The organism is Neorhizobium sp. BETTINA12A, assembly GCF_023006485.1.
GTDB lineage: Bacteria > Pseudomonadota > Alphaproteobacteria > Rhizobiales > Rhizobiaceae > Neorhizobium.
Window position 1 is genome coordinate 102,356 of the sequence record NZ_JALBGW010000003.1, and the last position, 19,473, is coordinate 121,828.

General features: G+C 60.5%; 20 protein-coding genes and 1 pseudogene. 7 read left to right on the top strand and 14 right to left on the bottom strand.

Annotation, left to right across the window (positions count from 1 at the left end; translation table 11 throughout):
* Positions 1-62 precede the first annotated feature (62 nt).
* The 4 genes from leuB to MOV61_RS02030 all read right to left on the bottom strand — a co-directional run bounded on the left by leuB (position 63) and on the right by MOV61_RS02030 (position 2,658).
* Positions 63-1,172 carry a 3-isopropylmalate dehydrogenase gene (leuB, locus tag MOV61_RS02015; RefSeq protein ID WP_247135345.1) on the bottom strand — a complete coding sequence of 370 codons (1,110 nt, stop codon included), beginning with the start codon at positions 1,170-1,172 and terminating at the stop codon, positions 63-65.
* Positions 1,173-1,281: 109 nt separating this feature from the next.
* Positions 1,282-1,671, bottom strand: a complete 390-nt coding sequence (locus tag MOV61_RS02020) for a RidA family protein (RefSeq protein WP_038547274.1) — start codon at positions 1,669-1,671, stop codon at positions 1,282-1,284.
* Between the two features lie 16 nt (positions 1,672-1,687).
* Positions 1,688-2,293: a 3-isopropylmalate dehydratase small subunit gene (leuD, locus tag MOV61_RS02025; protein ID WP_038547271.1), complete on the bottom strand. Its 606-nt coding sequence runs from the start codon at positions 2,291-2,293 to the stop codon at positions 1,688-1,690.
* A gap of 137 nt (positions 2,294-2,430) precedes the next feature.
* Positions 2,431-2,658, bottom strand: coding sequence for a hypothetical protein (locus tag MOV61_RS02030; protein WP_038591495.1), 228 nt, complete (start codon positions 2,656-2,658; stop codon positions 2,431-2,433).
* Between the two features lie 107 nt (positions 2,659-2,765).
* Here MOV61_RS02030 and MOV61_RS02035 point away from each other — a divergent pair, with 107 nt between their 5' ends.
* Positions 2,766-3,668, top strand: a complete 903-nt coding sequence (locus tag MOV61_RS02035) for a CoA ester lyase (protein ID WP_247135346.1) — start codon at positions 2,766-2,768, stop codon at positions 3,666-3,668.
* Positions 3,665-3,871, top strand: coding sequence for a DUF1737 domain-containing protein (locus MOV61_RS02040; protein ID WP_007764402.1), 207 nt, complete (start codon positions 3,665-3,667; stop codon positions 3,869-3,871). The genes MOV61_RS02035 and MOV61_RS02040 overlap by 4 nt, the downstream gene beginning before the upstream one ends.
* A 17-nt stretch (positions 3,872-3,888) precedes the next feature.
* On the opposite strand, the gene MOV61_RS02045 is transcribed toward MOV61_RS02040, so the two are convergent.
* A complete protein-coding gene (locus MOV61_RS02045; RefSeq protein WP_038547261.1) occupies positions 3,889-4,326 on the bottom strand; it encodes a metallopeptidase family protein in 438 nt (145 codons plus the stop codon).
* A gap of 172 nt (positions 4,327-4,498) precedes the next feature.
* On the opposite strand from MOV61_RS02045, the gene MOV61_RS02050 reads away from it, so the two are divergent.
* The 5 genes and pseudogenes from MOV61_RS02050 (at position 4,499) to bfr (ending at position 11,251) form a co-directional block, all read left to right on the top strand.
* Entirely contained in the window at positions 4,499-5,437 is a 939-nt protein-coding gene (locus MOV61_RS02050) for an ImuA family protein (RefSeq protein WP_247135347.1), read from the top strand.
* Between the two features lie 13 nt (positions 5,438-5,450).
* The gene (locus MOV61_RS02055) at positions 5,451-6,902 is read left to right on the top strand and encodes a Y-family DNA polymerase (RefSeq protein WP_408962338.1); all 1,452 of its coding nucleotides are present in this window, start codon (positions 5,451-5,453) and stop codon (positions 6,900-6,902) included.
* Complete coding sequence (locus tag MOV61_RS02060) at positions 6,899-10,339, top strand: error-prone DNA polymerase (RefSeq protein WP_247135348.1); 3,441 nt, start codon at positions 6,899-6,901, stop codon at positions 10,337-10,339. The genes MOV61_RS02055 and MOV61_RS02060 overlap by 4 nt, the downstream gene beginning before the upstream one ends.
* Before the next feature lie 57 nt (positions 10,340-10,396).
* Positions 10,397-10,800, top strand: a pseudogene (locus MOV61_RS30545) ((2Fe-2S)-binding protein).
* Complete coding sequence (gene bfr / locus MOV61_RS02065; protein ID WP_038547247.1) at positions 10,766-11,251, top strand: bacterioferritin; 486 nt, start codon at positions 10,766-10,768, stop codon at positions 11,249-11,251. The pseudogene MOV61_RS30545 and the gene bfr overlap by 35 nt, the downstream one beginning before the upstream one ends.
* Positions 11,252-11,367: 116 nt before the next feature.
* Here the strand turns inward: bfr and MOV61_RS02070 are convergent, their stop codons facing one another.
* The 9 genes from MOV61_RS02070 to MOV61_RS02110 form a co-directional block, all read right to left on the bottom strand.
* Positions 11,368-11,913, bottom strand: a complete 546-nt coding sequence (locus MOV61_RS02070) for an RNA pyrophosphohydrolase (RefSeq protein ID WP_247135349.1) — start codon at positions 11,911-11,913, stop codon at positions 11,368-11,370.
* Between the two features lie 16 nt (positions 11,914-11,929).
* The gene (locus MOV61_RS02075; RefSeq protein WP_247135350.1) at positions 11,930-13,126 is read right to left on the bottom strand and encodes a divergent polysaccharide deacetylase family protein; all 1,197 of its coding nucleotides are present in this window, start codon (positions 13,124-13,126) and stop codon (positions 11,930-11,932) included.
* A gap of 89 nt (positions 13,127-13,215) precedes the next feature.
* Positions 13,216-14,550 (bottom strand): S41 family peptidase, encoded by a 1,335-nt coding sequence (locus MOV61_RS02080; RefSeq protein WP_038547237.1) that lies wholly within the window; start codon positions 14,548-14,550, stop codon positions 13,216-13,218.
* Positions 14,540-15,955: a murein hydrolase activator EnvC gene (locus MOV61_RS02085; RefSeq protein WP_247135351.1), complete on the bottom strand. Its 1,416-nt coding sequence runs from the start codon at positions 15,953-15,955 to the stop codon at positions 14,540-14,542. The genes MOV61_RS02080 and MOV61_RS02085 overlap by 11 nt, the downstream gene beginning before the upstream one ends.
* A 91-nt stretch (positions 15,956-16,046) precedes the next feature.
* Positions 16,047-16,529, bottom strand: a complete 483-nt coding sequence (rlmH, locus tag MOV61_RS02090) for a 23S rRNA (pseudouridine(1915)-N(3))-methyltransferase RlmH (protein ID WP_247135352.1) — start codon at positions 16,527-16,529, stop codon at positions 16,047-16,049.
* Between the two features lie 108 nt (positions 16,530-16,637).
* Positions 16,638-17,069: a ribosome silencing factor gene (gene rsfS / locus MOV61_RS02095; RefSeq protein ID WP_037086221.1), complete on the bottom strand. Its 432-nt coding sequence runs from the start codon at positions 17,067-17,069 to the stop codon at positions 16,638-16,640.
* Positions 17,070-17,219: 150 nt separating this feature from the next.
* Complete coding sequence (locus tag MOV61_RS02100) at positions 17,220-17,816, bottom strand: nicotinate-nucleotide adenylyltransferase (protein WP_247033273.1); 597 nt, start codon at positions 17,814-17,816, stop codon at positions 17,220-17,222.
* A gap of 42 nt (positions 17,817-17,858) precedes the next feature.
* Positions 17,859-19,142, bottom strand: coding sequence for a glutamate-5-semialdehyde dehydrogenase (locus MOV61_RS02105; RefSeq protein ID WP_247135353.1), 1,284 nt, complete (start codon positions 19,140-19,142; stop codon positions 17,859-17,861).
* The coding region (locus MOV61_RS02110) for a PUA domain-containing protein (RefSeq protein ID WP_309493569.1) at positions 19,135-19,473 on the bottom strand (339 nt) is incomplete at its 5' end. The genes MOV61_RS02110 and MOV61_RS02105, both read right to left, overlap by 8 nt.

Here is a 19,473-nt window from a genome sequence, read left to right on the forward strand (position 1 = left end):
TGCCGAACGCCAAATATGAAGGTGCCTTTCCGCCTTGGGCGGAAAGGCACCGATCGGTGTTATCAGGCGGAAAGGCCTACGAATTCCTTGAGGATCGCATCGCCCATTTCGGCGGTGCCGACCTTGCGGGCGCCTTCGGCCATGATGTCGCCGGTGCGGATACCCTGATCCAGCACGTTGGCGATGGCCTTTTCGAGGTTGTCGGCTTCCGTGACCATGTTGAAGGAGTAACGAAGGCACATGGCGAACGAAGCGATCATCGCAATCGGGTTGGCAACGCCGGTGCCGGCGATATCAGGCGCCGAACCGTGGACCGGCTCGTAAAGCGCCTTGCGCTTGCCGGTCTTGGCATCGGGTGCGCCGAGCGATGCGGACGGCAGCATGCCGAGCGAGCCGGTGAGCATCGCCGCGACGTCGGAGAGCATGTCGCCGAACAGGTTGTCGGTGACGATCACGTCGAACTGTTTTGGAGCACGGACCAGTTGCATGCCGCCGGCATCGGCCAGCATGTGTTCCAGCTTGACGTCTGAATATTTCGCCTTGTGAGTTTCGGTGACCACCTGGTTCCAGAGCACGCCCGACTTCATGACGTTGCGCTTTTCCATCGAGCAGACGGCATTCTTACGGGTGCGGGCAAGCTCGAAGGCGACGCCGGCAATGCGCTCGATTTCATACGTATCGTAGACCTGCGTATCGATGCCGCGCTTCTGGCCGTTGCCGAGGTCGATGATTTCCTTCGGTTCGCCGAAATAGACGCCGCCGGTCAATTCGCGGACGATCAGGATATCGAGGCCTTCGACCAGTTCCGGCTTCAGGGAGGAAGCGGAGCTAAGCGCCGGATAGCAGATGGCTGGACGCAGGTTGGCAAACAGTTCCATGTCCTTGCGCAGGCGAAGCAGGCCGGCTTCCGGACGGACTTCATAAGGAACCTGGTCCCATTTCGGGCCGCCGACGGCGCCGAAGAGCACGGCATCCGCGTTCATGGCCTTGCTCATGTCCCCTTCGGAGATCGCGGCGCCATGGGCATCGTAAGCGCAGCCGCCGACCAGCCCTTCGTCGAGGACGAAATCGGCCTTCATGGCGCTGTTCATATGGGCGATGATCTTGCGGACTTCGCCCATGGCCTCGGGGCCGATGCCGTCGCCGGGAAGGAGGAAGAGGTTCTTTGCCATATCGTTTGGTATCCTTGCGGGTTTTGCAGGCTCGCGTCCTCCCGCGCGGAATTTCCGCGCCTGGCAAAACCTCGTCCGAACCTGCTAGAGCGACGAGGCTGGAAAGGTTTTAAGGGCTGCCGGCGCCGATGCGGGCAGTCACTTCGATCTCGATCTTCATTTCGGGCATGGTGAGGCCGCAGACGACCATCGTGGCCGCTGGCCGGATCTCGGAGAAGGTCTCGCCAAGTACCTGAACGATGGCGTCGTAATCGGCCATATCGGTGAGGTAATAGCGCACCCGGACGACGTCCTGAAGGCTGCTGCCGGCCTCTTTCAATGCCTTCTCGATCGTGCCGAGCGTATTGCGGGCCTGGGCGGCGGCGTCTTCGGGCATTTCCATCCGACCATAATCGTAGCCGGTGGTGCCGGAGACATAGACCATGTCGCGGTCGACGACGGCGCGCGAATAGCCGATCCGCGCTTCGAAGGGCGATCCGGAGGAAATCCGCTTGACCATCAGGATGCTCCGGAAATCAGAGCCAGGGGCGAGCGGCTCGGTTGTTGTTTTCGAACGTGCTGATCGCCGCATCGCTCTTCAGCGTCGAGGCAATGTCGTCGAGGCCTTCGAGCATGATATGGCGGCGGCCGGGATCGATGTCGAAACGGATGGAGCCGCCATCCGGGCCAGTGATTTCCTGGGCTTCCAGGTCGATCGAAAGGATGGCGTTCGAGCCGCGCTCGGCATCGTCCATCAGCTTTTCAAGATCTTCCGGGGAAACGACGATCGGCAGGATGCCGTTCTTGAAACAGTTATTGTAGAAAATGTCGGCGAAGCTCGTCGAGATGACGCAGCGGATGCCGAAATCGAGAAGCGCCCACGGCGCGTGTTCCCGCGAGGAACCGCAGCCGAAATTGTCGCCGGCGACCAGGATCTTGGCATTCTGATAGGCGGGCTTGTTCAGCACGAAATCCGGGTTGATCGAGCCGTCGTCATTGTAACGGGCTTCCGCGAACAGGCCCTTGCCGAGGCCGGTGCGCTTGATCGTCTTGAGATAATCCTTCGGAATGATCATGTCCGTGTCGATATTGACGACCGGCAGCGGCGCTGCAACGCCTGTGAGCTTGGTGAACTTTTCCATGATCTGCCTCCACGTGGACTTATCTGCGGAAGCTGCCATAAAGCATATTGACGCGGATTTGAAGGGCTGTTTGGCGTGAACCGGTACGCCCACGCGCCGGAAACCGGCGCATTCGTCTCTTTACCGCTTCGGCGCGATCAGAGGTCGATGATCGTGCCGCGGCCGTCGTTCCAGACGCGCATCTCGCGCTTGCTCGCCTTGGCCCGTACCGGAACCGGCTTCAGCCGCGCCGAAAGCGCACGCCCGATGGACAGAACTGCGAGAATGCCGGCAAAGGCGACGGTCAGCGAAGCCGTCAGAAGTGCTGCCATGGCGAGCACGGCAATGGCAGATATGATGACGAAGAATACGCGAATGTTTTGCATGGTATATACCTTTCTCATCAAGGAATGTGGAGCCTTCCGCCCTGTCTTGCAAGGGGCTTTGGGCATGCAGTATTGCCGCAGACCAAAAAGATTGGCACAAAGCGCGGATGATCGCCTTGACTGATATCAAATCCGCCTCCTTTCATATTCGCCGCTCGATCCTGAGCGTGCCGGCCGGCAATGCGAGGGCATTGGAAAAGGTGCATGGCCTCGATTGCGATGCGGCGATCTTCGATCTGGAAGATTCCGTCGCACCGGAAAAGAAGGCGGAGGCCCGCGACAACCTGCGCCGGTTGTTTAAGGAAAATCCGCTCCGGGGCAGGGAAACGATCATCCGCATCAACCCGCTCGAAACCGAATTCGGCAAGGCGGATATGGACCTGGTGACCGAGGTCTCTCCCGACGTGGTGCTGATCCCGAAGGTCGAGCACATGTCGCAGGTCCAGGCGGTGGCGGATATCCTGTCCGAGGCCGGGGCTCCGGACGATCTTGCCATCTGGGCGATGATCGAAACGCCGAAGGGCGTCCTGAATGCGCCGGCAATTGCCCCTGTCGACGAGCGGCTCCAGTGTTTCGTGGTCGGCCTCAACGACCTGCGCAAGGAGACGGGCGTGCTGCCGCAGCCCGGTCGGGCCTATCTGGTGCCCTGGCTGATGCAGATCGTGCTTGCCGGCCGCGCCCATGGGATCGATGTGATCGACAGCGTCTTCAACGAGTTCAAGGATGCAGAAGCCTTTGAGGCGGAATGCGCCCAGGGACGCGCCATGGGCTTTTCCGGCAAGATGCTGATCCATCCGGCCCAGATCGAACCTGCCAACCGGCATTTCGGGCCGGATCCTCAGGCCGTGAAAGAGGCGGAAGCGGTGATTGCCGCCTTTGCGGAACCGGACGCGCAACATCTCAACGTCATCAACCTCAACGGCAAGATGGTCGAGCGGCTGCACCTGGTGGAGGCTGAAAAGCTTGCCGCCAAGGCACGCATCATCGCCGAACGAAAGAAAACGCCATGAAACTTTATCGCTTCCTCAGCGGTCCCGACGATTCTTCCTTCTGCCACAAGGTGACGGCGGCACTGAACAAGGGTTGGGAACTTTCCGGTTCGCCGACCTACGCCTTCAACGCCACGACCGGCGAGATGCAGTGCGGCCAGGCGGTGACCAAAACCGTTCATGGCAAGGAATACGATCCCGAGATGAAGCTCGGCGAGCAATAAGCTCCAGTCGGAGAGGATCAGCGCTGAGCAGCTTCGTCGGCGCTGGCCTCGATACGCTCCATATCGTCGTCGCTGAGGCCGAAATGGTGGCCGATCTCGTGGATCAGCACATGGGTGATGATATCGCCCAGGGTTTCCTCGTTTTCCGCCCAGTAATCCAGGATCGGCCGGCGATAAAGCCGGATGCGGTTCGGCAATTCACCGGTTTCCATGTTGAACCGCTCGGAAATGCCGCGGCCTTCGAAAAGGCCGAGCAGGTCGAAAGGCGTCTCGAGTGCCATATCCTCGAAAACGTCGTCGTCCGGAAAATCCTCGATCTCGATCGTCAGGTTGACGGTGAGAGCCCGGAATTCCTCCGGTAAATGACCATAGGCCTCGATTGCCAGCGACTCGAACGTGCTGATCGTCGGTGCGTGGCGATCCTGCCAATCGTCGGTCTGGTCGATGCGGGCCATAGGCTCTCCTTCTGATCAGGCCCATATAGTACCTCCCGCGATATTTTTCGAGTGAAGAATCATTGGCCTAGGATCCGAGGAAAAGATTCCCAGGATTTGGCTGTTGACTCTTTCGGCCAGCTCTGGAATCCATAAGAACATAAAGAGAACATGTACGAATGGAGCTGACGCCATGGCCGAGCACGCCACGGCGCAGGAGACGCTTTTTGCCCTGCGCGAACAGATCGCCAGACTGGAAGGAAAATCTCTCCCGGCGCTTGCCGCGGCGGAACAAGCGGACTTGGCCGCTGATCCGGAAGGCCAGAAAGCCAGGAATAATCAACCGCGTTTGCCATTCGGCATACCGCCGATGGATACCGCGTTGGAAGGTGGCCTGCCGCTCGACGGCATCACGGAAATCCGCTCGCTGCTGATGGGAGATGCCGGAGCAGCAAGCGGCTTTGCTCTCTCGCTGGCCTCTCACCTGAAAGCGAGACAGCCAGGCGACGCGCCGGTTCTGTGGATCGGCGATGTCGTGTCCACGCAGGAGGCCGGAATTCCCTATTCCGTCGGCCTCAAACAGTTCGGATTGAGCCAGCGGGATGTTCTTTACGCCTCTCCGCGCAAGCTGGACGATGCCCTGTGGCTTGCGGAGACTGCGGTGGCCAGCGGGGCTGTTGTCGCCATCATTCTCGAAATCCGGGGCAACCCCAGGCATTTCGGTCTCACCGAAAGCCGCAGGTTGGGTCTGAGGGCAAAGGCGGCGGGACGGCCGCTCTTTCTGCTGCGGCATGCGGGAGAGGAGGAGGCAAGCAGCGCCTCGTTCCGCTTCCTTGTCGAACCGGCGCCGGCGGCTCGCCGGCATCTTCCGGAGGGATCCGAGCTTGGCGGCAGCATCGGTCATCCCGTTTTCAGGCTGACCCTGGAGAAGAGCCGCATCCCGGCTCCGCTATCCCTACTTCTGGAGTGGAATCCCCATGACCGTCAATTTTCCCTCGGCCGAGAGGCAGGAGAGGCTTTCTCTTTCCGCAACCCGCCAGCGCATCCTGGCGCTCGTCTTCCCGCACCTGCCGACCGACAGGATCGCGCGCCGGCTCTGGGGGCTGTCGTGGCGTTCGAAAGGGCGTCCTGAACATCATCCGCCGATCCTCTGTGCCGGCCGGCGCGAAAACGCCATGCGGCTCACAGCGCTCGACGAGGTTTCCGAACGTCTCGGGCTGAAGCGTGGGCAGGGGTTGGCGGAAGCGCGCGCCATGTTTCCGAAGATCGACGTGGTGGACGAGGATGGCGCGGCGGACCGGGGCCTTCTTGAGGCGATCGCCGATTGGTGCGACCGTTATACACCGCTGGTGGCGCTGGACGGCCGCGAAGGTCTGTTTCTCGACATAACCGGCTGCACCCACCTCTTCGGTGGCGAGGAGGCTCTGCTCAAGGACATCCTTGGCCGACTTTTGCAGATGGGATTCGATGTCAAAGGGGCGATCTCCTCGTCGCCGGGCCTGTCCTGGGCCGCCTGTCGCTTCGGCCGCGGCGGCGTGATTGCCGACCAGGTGACGGAGGCGGTACTGGCGCCGCTGCCGGTCAATGCTTTGCGTATCGATGAGGCCACTGTCGCATCGCTTTACAAGCTCGGACTGAAAAGGATCGGCGACCTTCTGCCGATGCCGCGTGCGCCGTTGGCTCGCCGTTTCGGCATTCATCTATTGCTTCGGCTGGATCAGGCGCTCGGGCACAATGAGGAAGCCATCTCGCCTCGCCGTCCCGTGGCTGCCCTTTCCGCCGAGCGACGGCTCGCCGAACCGATCCAGGCGGAAGAACATATTCTGCAGCTGGCCGGCCAGATTGCCATTTCGTTGAAATCGGAACTGGAAGCCCGTGGTGTCGGGGGGCGTGTTTTCGAACTGGTGCTTTTCCGGGTCGATGGCCGGGTGTTTCGCATCGCCGCCGGTGCCTCGCAGCCATTGCAGGATCCGAAACGGATCTCTTTGCTGTTTTCCGAGCGCCTGAACGCCGTGCACGATGACCTCGATGCAGGCTTTGGTTTCGAGCTCCTGCGCCTCAACGTGTTGCAATACGATGTCTTCAGGATTTCCCAGGGTGATTTCACCGGCAATGGCGATAGCGAAATCTCGCTTGCCGATTTTGTCGATCGGGTTTCGGCCCGGCTCGGGGCCGATTGTCTGCAGATCGCCGAACCGAAGCAGAGCCACGTGCCGGAGCGCGCGGAAGTGTTCGTGCCGGCGATTGCCTCGCGGATCGTCCGGGAAAAGACCGAGGAGATTTTTACCTTCGCGCCGAAAAGTGACCGCCCCTTGCGGCTCTTCCGTCATCCGGAACTGATGGAGGCTTTTGCGGCAACGGTGCCGGATGGCCCTCCGCAGCGTTTCCGCTGGCGCCGCATCGTCCATGAAGTCATCCGTGCGGAGGGGCCGGAGCGGATTTCGCCCGAATGGTGGAATGACGAGGAGGATGTCGAGGAGCGCGACTATTTCAGGCTTGAAAGTGAAGCTGGCCGCCGCTTCTGGATTTTCCGCGCCGGTCATTACGTTGCCGGCAAAACTGCGCCGACCTGGCGCGTGCATGGGATTTTCGCATGACGGATGCCCCCGTTTTTTTCGAGATCGGCGCGAAGACCAATTTCTCTTTCCTGGAAGGGGCTGCCAAACCGGAGGAGATGATCTTGGCGGCAAGCGTGCTCGGCCTATCCGGCCTTGGTATAGCCGACAGGAATTCCGTTGCCGGCGTGGTGAGAGCGCATAGCCAAGTCAGAAACATGAAGGAAACCTACGAGCTTCAGCAGAAGCAGGGCAGAAAGAAAGACGAGGAAGCAGCCATCCTCCCTTGTGCGTTTTATCCGGGAGCGCGGCTCGTTTTTTCCGACAACACGCCGGATATTCTCGCCTATCCGCAGAACCGGAAGGGCTGGGCCAATCTCTGCCGCCTGCTGAGCCGTGGAAATCTCAGGACCAACAAAGGGTCCTGCATTCTGGAAGAATGGGATCTTCTGGAATGGTGCGACGAGATGATGCTGGCGGTCGTGCCGGATTTTTCCCGCGTGGAAGAGATGGCCTATCAGCGACACCTCGGAGCCTGTCTCGGTAAATACAGAGAGCGGTTCAAAAAGAACATCTATCTGGTTCTGTCGCCGACCTATGATGGACGAGATGTCTTTGTTTTCAACTTGCTTGCCCGGATTGCCGCGCGCAACCGGGTGCCCTTGGTCGCGACCAACCTGCCTCTTTTCCATCTCCCTTATCGGCGATCCCTGTCGGATGTGGTCACGGCAATCCGCGAACATGTGACGATCCAGGAAGCCGGATTTCGGCTGGCGCCGAATGGAGAAAGGCATATCAAGCAACCTGCCGAAATGGCGCGGCTCTTCCGCGCCTATCCCGATGCGATCGACAATACGGGAAAGTTCTTCAGCCGGCTGAAGTTTTCGCTCGATGAACTCAGCCATAATTATCCAGATGAGAGCGTTCCGGGTGAAACCGTATCGGAAACCTTGGAGCGTCTTACCTGGGAAGGGGCAAAGCGCCGATACCCTGACGAAATTACCGAAAAGATCGCAGGCCAGATCAGGTACGAACTCGATCTGATCAAGGAGATGGGATACGAGCCGTATTTCTTGACGGTACGCCACATCGTCTGGCATGCCCGAGATGTGCTGAAGGTTCTCTGCCAAGGGCGTGGCTCGGCGGCCAATTCCACCGTCTGTTTCTGCCTCGGCATCACCGAGGTCGATCCGACTTTCACGACACTTCTCTTCGAACGGTTCATTTCGACGGAGCGGAACGAGCCGCCGGATATCGACGTCGATTTCGAGCACGCGCGACGCGAGGAGGTTATCCAGTATATCTACCGGCATTACGGCTATCGCCATGCCGGCTTGACGGCGGCGGTTACCAGCTACCGGACCCGCATGGCAGGCCGCGAGGTGGCCAAGGCTTTCGGCCTTTCCGAAGATGTACAGTCAGCCCTTTCGAGCACGGTCTGGGGCTGGTCGGAAGAGGGGCTTTCGGAGCGCGAGGCAAGGGTCGCGGGGCTCGATGTGACGGATAAAACGACACTCAAGGTGATTGCTCATGCCAAGGAACTTATGGGTTTTCCGCGGCATCTCACCCAGCATGTCGGCGGGTTCCTGATAACCCGCGACCGGCTGGATGAAGTCGTGCCGATCATGAAAACGGCAATGCCTGGCCGTTACATGGTCGAATGGGACAAGGATGATCTCGATACGTTGAAGCTTTTGAAGATCGACGTGCTGGCGCTCGGTATGTTGACCTGCCTCAGGAAGGCATTCGAGCTGATGAAGCAGCATTACGATCGAGAGGAGACGTTGGCGGGTCTTCTTCAGAAAGATAAAGACAAAAACGTCTATGGCATGATTTGCCGAGCCGATACGATCGGCGTTTTCCAGATCGAAAGCCGGGCGCAGATGAGCATGCTGCCGCGGCTGAGGCCAGAAAAATTCTACGATCTTGTCGTCGAGGTGGCGATCGTCCGGCCCGGCCCGATCCAGGGCAACATGGTGCATCCTTATCTGAAGCGGCGGGAGGCCTTACGGAACAATCAGCCTATCGAATACCCGGGCCCTGAGTTGGAAAAGGTTCTTGAACGGACGCTGGGAGTGCCGCTTTTCCAGGAGCAGGCGATGCAGATCGCAATCACCGGAGCCGGCTTTTCGGCGGCGAAGGCTGACAAATTGCGTCGGTCGATGGCAACGTTCAAGCGTTCCGGAAGAGTGGATGAATTCAGGCGTGATTTCATTGCTGGTATGGAGAAGAATAAGTATCCCAGAGAATTCGCAGAAAGCTGCTTCAGCCAGATTGAAGGTTTCGCCGAATACGGGTTTCCGGAAAGTCACGCGGCTTCATTCGCCTTGCTTGTCTACGCCTCTTCCTGGATCAAGGCCTATTACCCGGATGTTTTCTGCACGGCGATGATGAACTCCCAGCCGATGGGATTTTATGCGCCGGCCCAACTCATACGGGATGCACGCGAGCACGGTGTCGGGATTCTCCCCGTCGACATCAACAGGTCGGAATGGGACTGTACCTTGGAAGAAACCGCCTTCGACAAAACCGCGATCGATAAGCGTCACGAATCCATGCGGGATGTCATCAGGACGAGATATGCCGTGCGACTGGGTTTCCGCCAGGTCAAAGGTTTGGCAGAAGAGGACATGATCAAGAAATTGATCGCCAATCGCGGGCAGGGATATGAGTCCGTCCACGATCTAAGGATCCGGTCTGGTCTCGACAAATCGGCTATCGAGCGGCTGGCTGATGCTGATGCCTTTGGAGATATTGCGTTATCGCGCCGACAAGCACTTTGGGCAGTTCGTGGTCTCGATGCCAAAAAGACGACCGAGAGCCGATCTCTATTTGACGTTGGGGACAATGCGGATCTTCGGCCCGAGGCGAAAGCGACGCTGCCGGAAATGCTGCCCGGCGAACAGGTGATCGAGGATTACCGCTATCTCTCGCTTTCGCTGAAGGCGCATCCGGTTTCGTTTCTGCGCGAAGAATTCAAGGCGATGGGGATTACCCGCAGCGTCGATCTTTTGGCGGTCCCGAACGGGCAGAGGGTGACGATCGGCGGGATCGTTCTTGTCCGGCAGCGGCCGGGCTCGGCCAAGGGGGTTATCTTCATGACGCTGGAAGACGAGACCGGTGTTGCCAATGCGATCGTCTGGTCGAAGATTTTCGAACGTTATCGGCCGGTCGTGATGGGCGCGCGGCTGGTGAAGATCCGGGGGAGACTGCAAAGCCAGAGCGGCGTCATCCATACCGTGGTCGAGCATATCGAAGACATTACCCCGATGCTGGGTCTGCTGCAGAAGGAGGCGAGGCGGTTCGGCGTGTCGGCCCGCTCGGACGAGGCGCTGCAATCGAGCGGAGACCACCGGCAGAAGAGGCGTTCGAATGGAATGGAGGAGGCGCGCAGGGGAAGTGCAAAAGAGGCGGTGCCTGACGGTTCCTACGAAGCCGGACCAGGGAGCGTCATGCCGAAGGGCCGCAATTTCCACTAATTACCGATGCCATGATACAAAAGAAGAAGCCGTGGGTATGGCAGGCTCCCTTAAGAAGTGACTCATATATGTCGATTCTTTCTTGACATCTCCTGTCCGCTTTCGCAAAAAGAGGATGTTACGGGTCATGTTTGGCAGGTCGACCGAGAATGCTGGTTTGCAGTTGCAATTACATCACCGACAGGGAAATCAAGGACGTCATCACGCAACTCCTTGATGAGGACTGTTGGCAGCTCATCGTACCGTCAAAGGTCTATCATGCCATGGCGAAACGCGGCCGCTGCTGCGGCTGCTTCCCAAGCGTTGTCGACCTGATCATCCGCACGACCGAAGAATATCACGCCCACCACCACTCGACGGAAGACGAAGTGGTCGTATATATGTCCCGCCTGAGACAGTTCCATGAAGAAAACAGGAGAGCGGACATTGAAAGGCGACTCAAAGGTCATCGAGCGGCTTAACGAGGCATTGTTTCTCGAGCTAGGCGCCGTCAACCAGTACTGGCTGCATTATCGCCTGCTGGAGGATTGGGGCTTCAAGAAGCTCGCGAAAAAAGAGCGAGCGGAATCGATCGAGGAAATGCACCATGCCGATCGTCTCATCGATCGCATCATCTTTCTCGAAGGCCACCCCAATCTTCAGACGCTTGCCCCGCTGCGCATCGGCCAGAACGTCAAGGAAGTCCTTGAGGCCGATCTTGCCGGTGAATATGATGCCCGCACAGCCTACAAAGCCTCTCGCGATATCTGTCACGCGGCCGGCGATTACGTGTCGATGAAGCTCTTCGAAGAGCTTCTGATGGATGAGGAGGGCCATATCGACTTCCTCGAAACCCAACTCGACCTGTTGGCGAAGATCGGCGAGGAACGCTACGGCCTCCTTAATGCTGAATCCGCGGATTCAGCCGAATAATTACCAGTATCCGAACGCAGAAGACCCGGCGAAGCATCCGCTTCGCCGGGTCTTTTTATTTCGGTCGATGGGAACGTTGACTATGGAAGCATGAAAGGAGCGCCGGCCCTGGTTAGTCAGAGCCGTTCGGCTGCCGCTTCGGCCAGATGCGTAAACTCCGCGACGACCTGGTCGTAGACCGCGCGCTTGAAGGGCACGATCAGGCTGGGCAGTTCCGCCATCGGCTTCCATTCCCAGGCATCGAATTCCGGCGCGTGTCCGCCCGGCGGCGGGTTGATGGCGATCTCGCTCTCGTCGCCATCGAAGCGGAAGGCAAACCAACGCTGGGTCTGGCCGCGATATTTTCCCTTCAGCCCGATGCCGATCAGATGCGCGGGCAGATCGTAATTGATCCAATCCTGCGCCTCGGCAAGCAAGGTGACGGAGCGCATCCCCGTCTCCTCGTAAAGCTCGCGATAGGCGGCGGGAAGCGGGTCCTCGCCCTTGTCTATGCCGCCCTGCGGCATCTGCCAGAGCTGCGGGGAGCCATCATATTCGCTATTGCCTTCGCTGATGCGCCGGCCGGCCCAGACAAGGCCCGCCTGGTTCAGAACCATGATGCCGACGCAGGGGCGATAGGGAAGTTCCTCGGCGATGACCGAGCGTTTGTCTTTCTTGCTCATGGATAACTCCGATCGATCACGGTTCGACGCTTTCGCTTGCAAGCGACGAGACGCCGACAATCTCGATCCCGCGCTGCGAGACTTCCTCGCTCCATTGCCTTATCGCATCGATGCTTTCGTCGAAAGCCGAGGCGATGCCGATTGCCGTTCCCTTGCGGCCGGCGATGCGCTCCAGTTCATCGAGTTTCTTGAGGATCGCGTCCTTCTGCAATTGTCCATCAAGGGTCAGATCGCCGAAGGCATGGGGCAGTTCGATCGCCTTGGCAACGACCGCAGTCTTCGACTGCGCCGATGTCCCGTCATCGAGGAAAAGCAGCCCGCGTTTTGAAATATCGCGCAGCACCGGTTCCAGCGCGCCGGCATCCGAGAGATAGCGGCCGCCGAGATAGTTCATGACGCCGGTATAGTTGGTGATCTCACCCATGGCCTGATGGAGGCGGCCGAGATTATCCTTGGGGGACATCTTGGTCAGCAAAGTGCCGGGGCCCGGATCGTTTGCCGGATAATCGAACGGTTCAAATGGCACCTGGATCAGGATTTCGTGACCAGCACGGCGGGCATCCTGCATCCAGCGCTGCAGGCTGTTGCCGCTGACGGCAAAGGCGAGCGTCACCGTGGGCGGCAGGTCGCGGATCGCCCGCTGGGTGCCTGTCTGGCTAAGGCCAAGACCGCCGACGACGATTGCGATGCGGGTGCCGCGCGCGCCGGACCAGGGGCGCGCGTACTGGTCCATCGGACGCTGCCCGCCGGGACCGACAATCGGCAGCCGGCCATGGGGAGAATTCTCCAGAAGCGCATCATTGGGTTGGGCAGCCATGCGGGGATCCTGGCCGATCCGCTGGGTGCCGATCATCACCGGCCCGCTGCCATCGCGCGAGCGGGGCGTATATTTGGTCACGACCGACCCATCATCGGTGAGCGTCCGCTCGATATTGGCGCCGGAATTGGGATCCGATCGAGGCATGCCGGCAGATTGCTGAGCCGCGTCCCGGTCGGGTTTCGAAGGAGGCTGGGTCTGTTCGGGCTTGGAGGCGGGTGGAACGTTGGAAGCAACCTGCTTCAGGGCATCATCGCCACGCATGGCGTAGAGCGAAAGTCCCAGAATGCCGGCAATCGCGAAAGCGGCAAAAACGATTGCGAAGGAAAACTTTCGGCTCCGTCGTCGAGCGGCCGGCCGGTTCTGTCCGAGCGGTGCATGGAGATCGGTGCCCAAGGTCTAGTCCGCGCTTTTCCTGCAGATACGAAGAACCGGCCAGCGCGGCGTCTTTTCGACGCGTCACGCTGGCCGGCCCGATGATGTCTTTACTTCTTGATCGTGGCGGCGGCGGCCTTATCCGGGCTCGGCGGGAAGGACGGATCCTTCTTCACGCCGCGGAAGAGGTCGAGCGCATAGTTGAGCTGGATATCGTCCTTGGCTTCCGGCGGCACATAGGCTGCGGAACCGGAACCTTCGTCGGTCTCGGCAGAACCCTGGATGTGGCCGCGTAGGCTGGATTCGCCTTCAGCCCTGATCTTGCCCTGCAGTTCCGGTGGCAGCGGCTGATCGACCTTGATATCCGGCTGGATGCCGGTGCCCTGGATCGACTTGCCCGACGGCGTGTAATAGAGCGCGGTCGTCAGACGCAGCGCGCCGGCATCGCCGAGCGGGATGATCGTCTGAACCGAACCCTTGCCGAAGGAGCGCGTGCCGAGAACCGTCGCACGACGCAGATCCTGGAGCGCGCCGGCGACGATTTCCGAAGCGGAAGCCGAACCGCCGTTGACGAGCACGATGACCGGCTTGCCATCGGTCAGATCGCCCGGGCCGGCGTTGAAGCGGCGGGTTTCTTCGGCATTGCGGCCGCGGGTGGAAACCACTTCGCCACGTTCGAGGAAGGCGTCGGAAACATTGATCGCCTGATCGAGCAGACCGCCCGGGTTGAGGCGCAGGTCGAGCACGTAACCCTTCAGCTTGTCGGCCGGGACATCCGCCTTGATCTTCTTGATCGCCTTTTCGAGGTCGTCATAGGTCTTCTCGGTGAAGGAGATGACGCGGACATAACCGACATCGCCGCCTTCGACGCGGGACTTCACGGCGCGGACCGCAATGATGTCGCGTACCACGGTGATGTCGAGCGGCTTATCGGCGCCCTGGCGGATGATGGTCAGCTTGATGGGGGTGTTGATGCCGCCGCGCATCTTTTCGACGGCGTCTTCGAGCTTCAGACCGCGCACCGGTGCGCCGTCGATCTCGGAGATGAGGTCGCCTGCCAGAATGCCGGCCTTGGAGGCGGGCGTGTCGTCGATCGGCGCGATGACCTTGACGAGCTCGTTTTCCATCGTGACTTCGATGCCGAGGCCGCCGAACTCGCCACGCGTCTGCGTGCGCATGTCTTCGGCATCCTTGGCATTCATGAAGCTCGAATGGGGATCGAGCGAGGTCAGCATGCCATTGATGGCGTTCTCGACCAGCTTTTCTTCATCCGGCGGCGTCACGTACTGGGCGCGGACCCGCTCAAAGACGTCGCCGAAGATCGACAGTTCCCGGTAGGTCGAAGGGCCGGCGGCCTGCGCCGGCACACCGGCCGAATAAATCACGCTCATCGCGGTCGCACCCAAGAGTGCACCGACGATGACAAGAGAAGCCCTACGAATCATTTCGTGCCCTTCCAGTTTCTTTCGAGGTCCACCACGGTTTGGAATCGACCGGTGTGCCATCTTTTCGGAATTCAATGTAAAGCGTTGGACGATCTGTTTCCAGCGCCAATGCAGTTGCGCTTGCCACTCTTTTCTCACCCATCACGGCGATGGGTTCGCCTGCGAAAACGAACTTGCCCTGCCGCGCATTCACTACATCCATGCCGGTCAGAACCAGATGGTATCCGTCTCCGGCATTGAGGATGATCATCTGGCCGTAACTCCGGAAGGCTCCGGCGAAGACCACCAGGCCGTCAGCCGGCGCCGTCACCACTGCCCCCGCATTCGAAGCGACAGTTATGCCTCTCGCCGTGTGCCCCGTCCCATCGGCGTCGCCGAACCACCGCAATACATCTCCGGCAACCGGAAGCTCCAGCTTCTGCTTGAGGCTTGAAAACGCGTATGCGGGCGCAATGCGGTTTTTGTCGGGCACGCCGCTTTGGGCCAGCTGCTTTGCCTTTTCGCGCTCGGCGTCGGACATCATGCGCTGGCGTTCTTCCTCGGCGCGCGTCCGGTCGATGGCCTCGCGCACCGAGGCGATGTCGCCTTCGAACGTTTGAATGAGGTTCTCAAGCGTGGTAGCGCGTCCGGCAAGCTCCTCGGAGCGGCGGCGCTCGGCGTCGAGATCGGCCGCGTTGCGCTTGTTCAACTTTTCGTTTTCGGCAAGCAGAAGATCCATGCGCCGGTCCTCTTCGAGGCTCGCGGCGATGGTGCTGGAGACGGTCGTCTTCTCGGTCATCGCCGAAGCCTGCAGGGAGGCCAGCGACTGAAGGTCGGCAACGAGCTTGTCCGCCTCGTGGCGCATGCCGGGAACGACGGCGCCAAGCAGGATCGCGCTTCGAACCGAGGCGAGCGCATCATCGGGCGTCACCAGAAGTGCCGGAGGAGGGTTGCGGCCCATGCGCTGCAGGGCTGCGAGTACCTCGGCCAGCACCGCGCGGCGGCCGCGCAGGGAGGTGCGGATACCGTCCTCCTTGAGCTTCAGTTCGGTGATCTTCTTTTCGCTGCCGAGGATCTTGGTTTCCAGACCTCTGCGGCGTGCCGCCGAATCGATCAGCGCCTGGCGGACATCGGCGGTGTTCTTCCTGATATCGGCGATGTTTTTTTCAATGGCGGCAGCACGGTCGCCCGAAATCTTCATGCTCTTGGTCAGAACTTCAAGCTCGCCGCGGGTTTCGTTGCGTCGGCGCTGCAGATCGGCTGTCGGATCGACTGCGCCTGAAGGGGCGGCCTGGGGCGCCATTGGCGATGTTGCGCTCTGGGCGCGCGCGGTATTGGAGATCTGGAAGGGCGGGACCAGCGCAAAACCGAGAGCCGCCGCCAGAAGCAGCGCGCGCCGGTACGATGTGATCCTGATTGTCCGCATTCCCGCTCCGCTCATCGTCGGATCGAGAAAGCCTAAGCTGATTTGCCCGACGAGGCCACAAACAACATCGTGTTTGAAGGTAAACGATCTTTTAAGCTCTGTGATAGGGATGGCCCGAAAGAATAGTGACCGCGCGGTAAAGCTGTTCGGCAATCAGAATGCGCACCAGCTGATGCGGCCAGGTCATCGAGCCGAGGTTGAGTACGGCATCGGCCCGCCCACGGAGTTCCGGATCCAGCCCGTCGGCACCGCCGATCGCCAGCAACAGGTCGCGTTTGCCGCCGTCGCGATATCGGCCAATCACACCGGCGAAAGCCTCGCTGTCGAGCGCCTTGCCGCGTTCGTCGAGAAGAATGAGAACCGCGCCTTCGGGAAGCGCCTTTTCGAGCGCACCGGCTTCCTCGCGCTTGCGGGTATCGGCATTCGCCGCCCGGCTTTCCTGGATCTCGATCAGTTTCGACAATTCAAGACCCACCGCCGGGCCAGTCTTGGCGAAGCGGTCGAGATATCGGGACGCAAGCTCCTTCTCCGGTCCGGTCTTCAGCCGTCCCACGGCGAAAAGGCTTATTCGCATGTCCTGATCCGTTGATTTTGCGGCCGAAAATTTCACCCTGCGGCGAGTTGGCACCCAGCCGCGTGATTTCGACCTCAGTCCGACCGGTTCAGAACATGCCCGAACCCGTCAGTGCAGCAGCGTGCCTTCCTCGATATCCGGCGTCGCCCACATCTTTTCGATGTTGTAGAACGCGCGGATTTCAGGCCGGAACACGTGGACGATGATGTCACCGGTGTCAATGAGCACCCAGTCGCCGGTCTCCTGCCCCTCGACGCGGGCGTTGCCAAGCCCCTCGTCCTTCAGGTCGGAAATCAGGTGATCGCTGATGGCCATGACATGCCGGTTCGATCGTCCGGAGACAACGACCATGTAGTCCCCGAGCGCTGATTTTCCAGCAATGTTGATGGTGACGATGTCTTCAGCTTTGGAGTCCTCGAGACTTGCGAGGACCAGTTCGAGAGCACGGGCGGCGGCATCGGCGCCACGTTCCAGGCTCTGCGGGAGAACGGAGGCCGTTCTGCCCTTGGCGTGTACTGTTGTCAGGGTTTGTCCTTTCATCCGGGTAACAGCAACAGGCACTTGAAGCGAATCCGATTCACGCTCGGCCGCTGTGTTTAAGGTGGCATCGAATTCTTAATCTTTCAAGAGAGCGCCCGAAAAGGTGATAGAAAGATATAGACCCCTTTGGTCGCAACGGCTTGGCCGATGTCAGTCCGATTTCCGATCGTTTGCGGCGCGGATCGCCGTGGAGCTCAGTGCCGAACGCGGACCGTGGATGAAGGTCCAGGCCGGCGCGCGCCTCTTCCAGAGCGTACCCGCGTCATCCTCGTCCACCCGGGCGTAATCGAAGGTGCGGGCCATTTTCGATGACAGGAACGACAATGTCGCCCCGGGACGGTCGATGACGGCAATCGGGAAGGTCGAGGCGATCGACTGCCACTTCTGCCACAAGTGAAAGGTCTTCAGGCTGTCGGCGCCCATCACCCAGACGAAGTGCACGAGCGGGTTCTTGGCCTTCACGAAGGAAAGCGTATCGGCGGTATAGGAGCCGCCGAGCGTCTTTTCGAAGGCTGTGATCTTGATGCGGGGGTCGTCGATCAGCTTTTCGCTCATCGCCAGCCGGTCGTCGAGCGAAGCAAGTTCGGAGCGGCTTTTCAGCGGGTTGCCGGGGGTCACCATCCACCAGAGCTGGTCGAGGCCGAGCCGGCGAAGCGCGATCTCGGCGACCAGGAGATGGCCCTCATGCGGCGGATTGAACGAACCGCCGAACAGGCCGACGGCCATGCCCCGTTCGGCATGCGGCATGACCCGATATCGGCGATCGATCGTCTCTTCCGTCACGCGCGGTCAGGGCCGGATCTGGCCGGTGCCGTGCACCCGGTATTTGAACGAGGTCAGTTGCTCGACACCAACAGGGCCGCGCGCATGCATCTTGCCGGTCGAAATGCCGATTTCGCCGCCCATGCCGAACTCGCCGCCGTCAGCAAACTGGGTGGAGGCATTGTGCAGCAGGATGGCCGAATCGAGTTCGTTGAAGAAACGGGAGACGACCTCAGGATCCTCGGCGATCACCGCCTCCGTATGGTTCGAGGAATAGGTGTTGATGTGGCGGATGGCGCCGGAAATGCCGTCGACGATCGCAACCGAGATGACAGCATCGAGATATTCGGTGCGCCAGTCTTCCTCCGTTGCAGGCTTGAAGCCCGGAAACACCTTGAGAACGGTGGCCGAGCCGCGGATTTCGCAGCCGGCTTCCGTCAGCGCTTCGAGGATCGGCATCAGGTGCGTGCCGATCCCAGCACTGTCGATCAGCAGGGTCTCGGCCGCGCCGCAGACGCCGGTGCGGCGCATCTTGGCGTTGACGACGATCTTTTTCGCCATCTCCAGGTCCGCGGAGGCATCTACATAGATATGGCAGAGGCCTTCGAGATGGGCAAAGACCGGCACACGCGCCTCGTTCTGGACGCGGGCGACGAGGCTCTTGCCGCCGCGCGGCACGATCACGTCGATCGCTCCATTCAGTCCCGACAGCATGGCGCCGACGGCGGCGCGGTCGGTAGTGGGCACGATCTGGATTGCATGTTCGGGAAGTCCGGCAGCTTTCAGACCAGCCACAAGGCAATCATGGATCGCCTCCGACGACTGGGCCGAATCGGAACCGCCCCGCAGGATCACGGCATTGCCGGCCTTGAGGCAGAGCGCGCCGGCATCGGCGGTGACGTTCGGGCGGCTTTCATAGATCACGCCGATGACGCCAAGCGGCGTGCGGACGCGCTCGATATGAAGGCCGTTCGGACGATCCCAGGCGGCGATGACTTCGCCAACCGGATCCTTGAACTCGGCGATCTCGCGCAGCGCCTGCGCCATGCCGGCGATGGACTTTTCGGTGAGCGTCAGCCGGTCGATGAACGACGGCAGAAGGTCCTTGCCCTCGACCTGCTTCAGGTCCGCGGCATTGGCGGCGAGGATCCTGTCCCTGGCGGCAAGGATCGCGTCCGCCATGGCGTGGAGCGCCTTGTTCTTCGCGTCGGTCGAAGCCGTTGCAAGCTGGCGTGCCGCAGCCCTTGCATTGCGACCGATCTGGTCCATCACAACGGCGATGTCGCCGGTCTTCGCAACCATATCAAGCATGGGCGGCATCCTCCTTGCGATCTTCTTTTTTGTCTTTACGTTTCGCCGGCCCGGTCATCACCAAATCGTCACGATGGACCATGGCGGCGCGGCCGGCATAACCGAGGATCGCCTCGATCTCGCCGGACTTGCGGCCGGTGATCTGGCGGGCCTCTTCTGCGTCATAGCTCACAAGGCCTCGGGCGATCTCGCGACCGTCGACGCCAATGATCGCGACTGTGTCGCCGCGATGGAACTGGCCGTCGATGCGGCGCACGCCGGCCGGCAGAAGGCTCTTGCCGGTGCCGAGCGCGGTTTCGGCGCCCTCGTCGACGAAGAGTTCGCCGGCCGG

Coding starts and splice junctions, on each gene's coding strand:
- rsfS (WP_037086221.1), bottom strand. CDS start 17,069: ATGAAAGGACAAACCCTGACAACAGTACACGCCAAGGGCAGAACGGCC.
- MOV61_RS02070 (WP_247135349.1), bottom strand. CDS start 11,913: ATGAGCAAGAAAGACAAACGCTCGGTCATCGCCGAGGAACTTCCCTAT.
- leuB (WP_247135345.1), bottom strand. CDS start 1,172: ATGGCAAAGAACCTCTTCCTCCTTCCCGGCGACGGCATCGGCCCCGAG.
- MOV61_RS02105 (WP_247135353.1), bottom strand. CDS start 19,142: ATGCTTGATATGGTTGCGAAGACCGGCGACATCGCCGTTGTGATGGAC.
- MOV61_RS02040 (WP_007764402.1), top strand. CDS start 3,665: ATGAAACTTTATCGCTTCCTCAGCGGTCCCGACGATTCTTCCTTCTGC.
- leuD (WP_038547271.1), bottom strand. CDS start 2,293: ATGGAAAAGTTCACCAAGCTCACAGGCGTTGCAGCGCCGCTGCCGGTC.
- MOV61_RS02035 (WP_247135346.1), top strand. CDS start 2,766: ATGATCGCCTTGACTGATATCAAATCCGCCTCCTTTCATATTCGCCGC.
- MOV61_RS02085 (WP_247135351.1), bottom strand. CDS start 15,955: ATGCGGACAATCAGGATCACATCGTACCGGCGCGCGCTGCTTCTGGCG.
- MOV61_RS02030 (WP_038591495.1), bottom strand. CDS start 2,658: ATGCAAAACATTCGCGTATTCTTCGTCATCATATCTGCCATTGCCGTG.
- rlmH (WP_247135352.1), bottom strand. CDS start 16,529: ATGCGAATAAGCCTTTTCGCCGTGGGACGGCTGAAGACCGGACCGGAG.
- MOV61_RS02060 (WP_247135348.1), top strand. CDS start 6,899: ATGACGGATGCCCCCGTTTTTTTCGAGATCGGCGCGAAGACCAATTTC.
- MOV61_RS02050 (WP_247135347.1), top strand. CDS start 4,499: ATGGCCGAGCACGCCACGGCGCAGGAGACGCTTTTTGCCCTGCGCGAA.
- MOV61_RS02045 (WP_038547261.1), bottom strand. CDS start 4,326: ATGGCCCGCATCGACCAGACCGACGATTGGCAGGATCGCCACGCACCG.
- MOV61_RS02080 (WP_038547237.1), bottom strand. CDS start 14,550: ATGATTCGTAGGGCTTCTCTTGTCATCGTCGGTGCACTCTTGGGTGCG.
- MOV61_RS02100 (WP_247033273.1), bottom strand. CDS start 17,816: ATGCCGCATGCCGAACGGGGCATGGCCGTCGGCCTGTTCGGCGGTTCG.
- MOV61_RS02020 (WP_038547274.1), bottom strand. CDS start 1,671: ATGGTCAAGCGGATTTCCTCCGGATCGCCCTTCGAAGCGCGGATCGGC.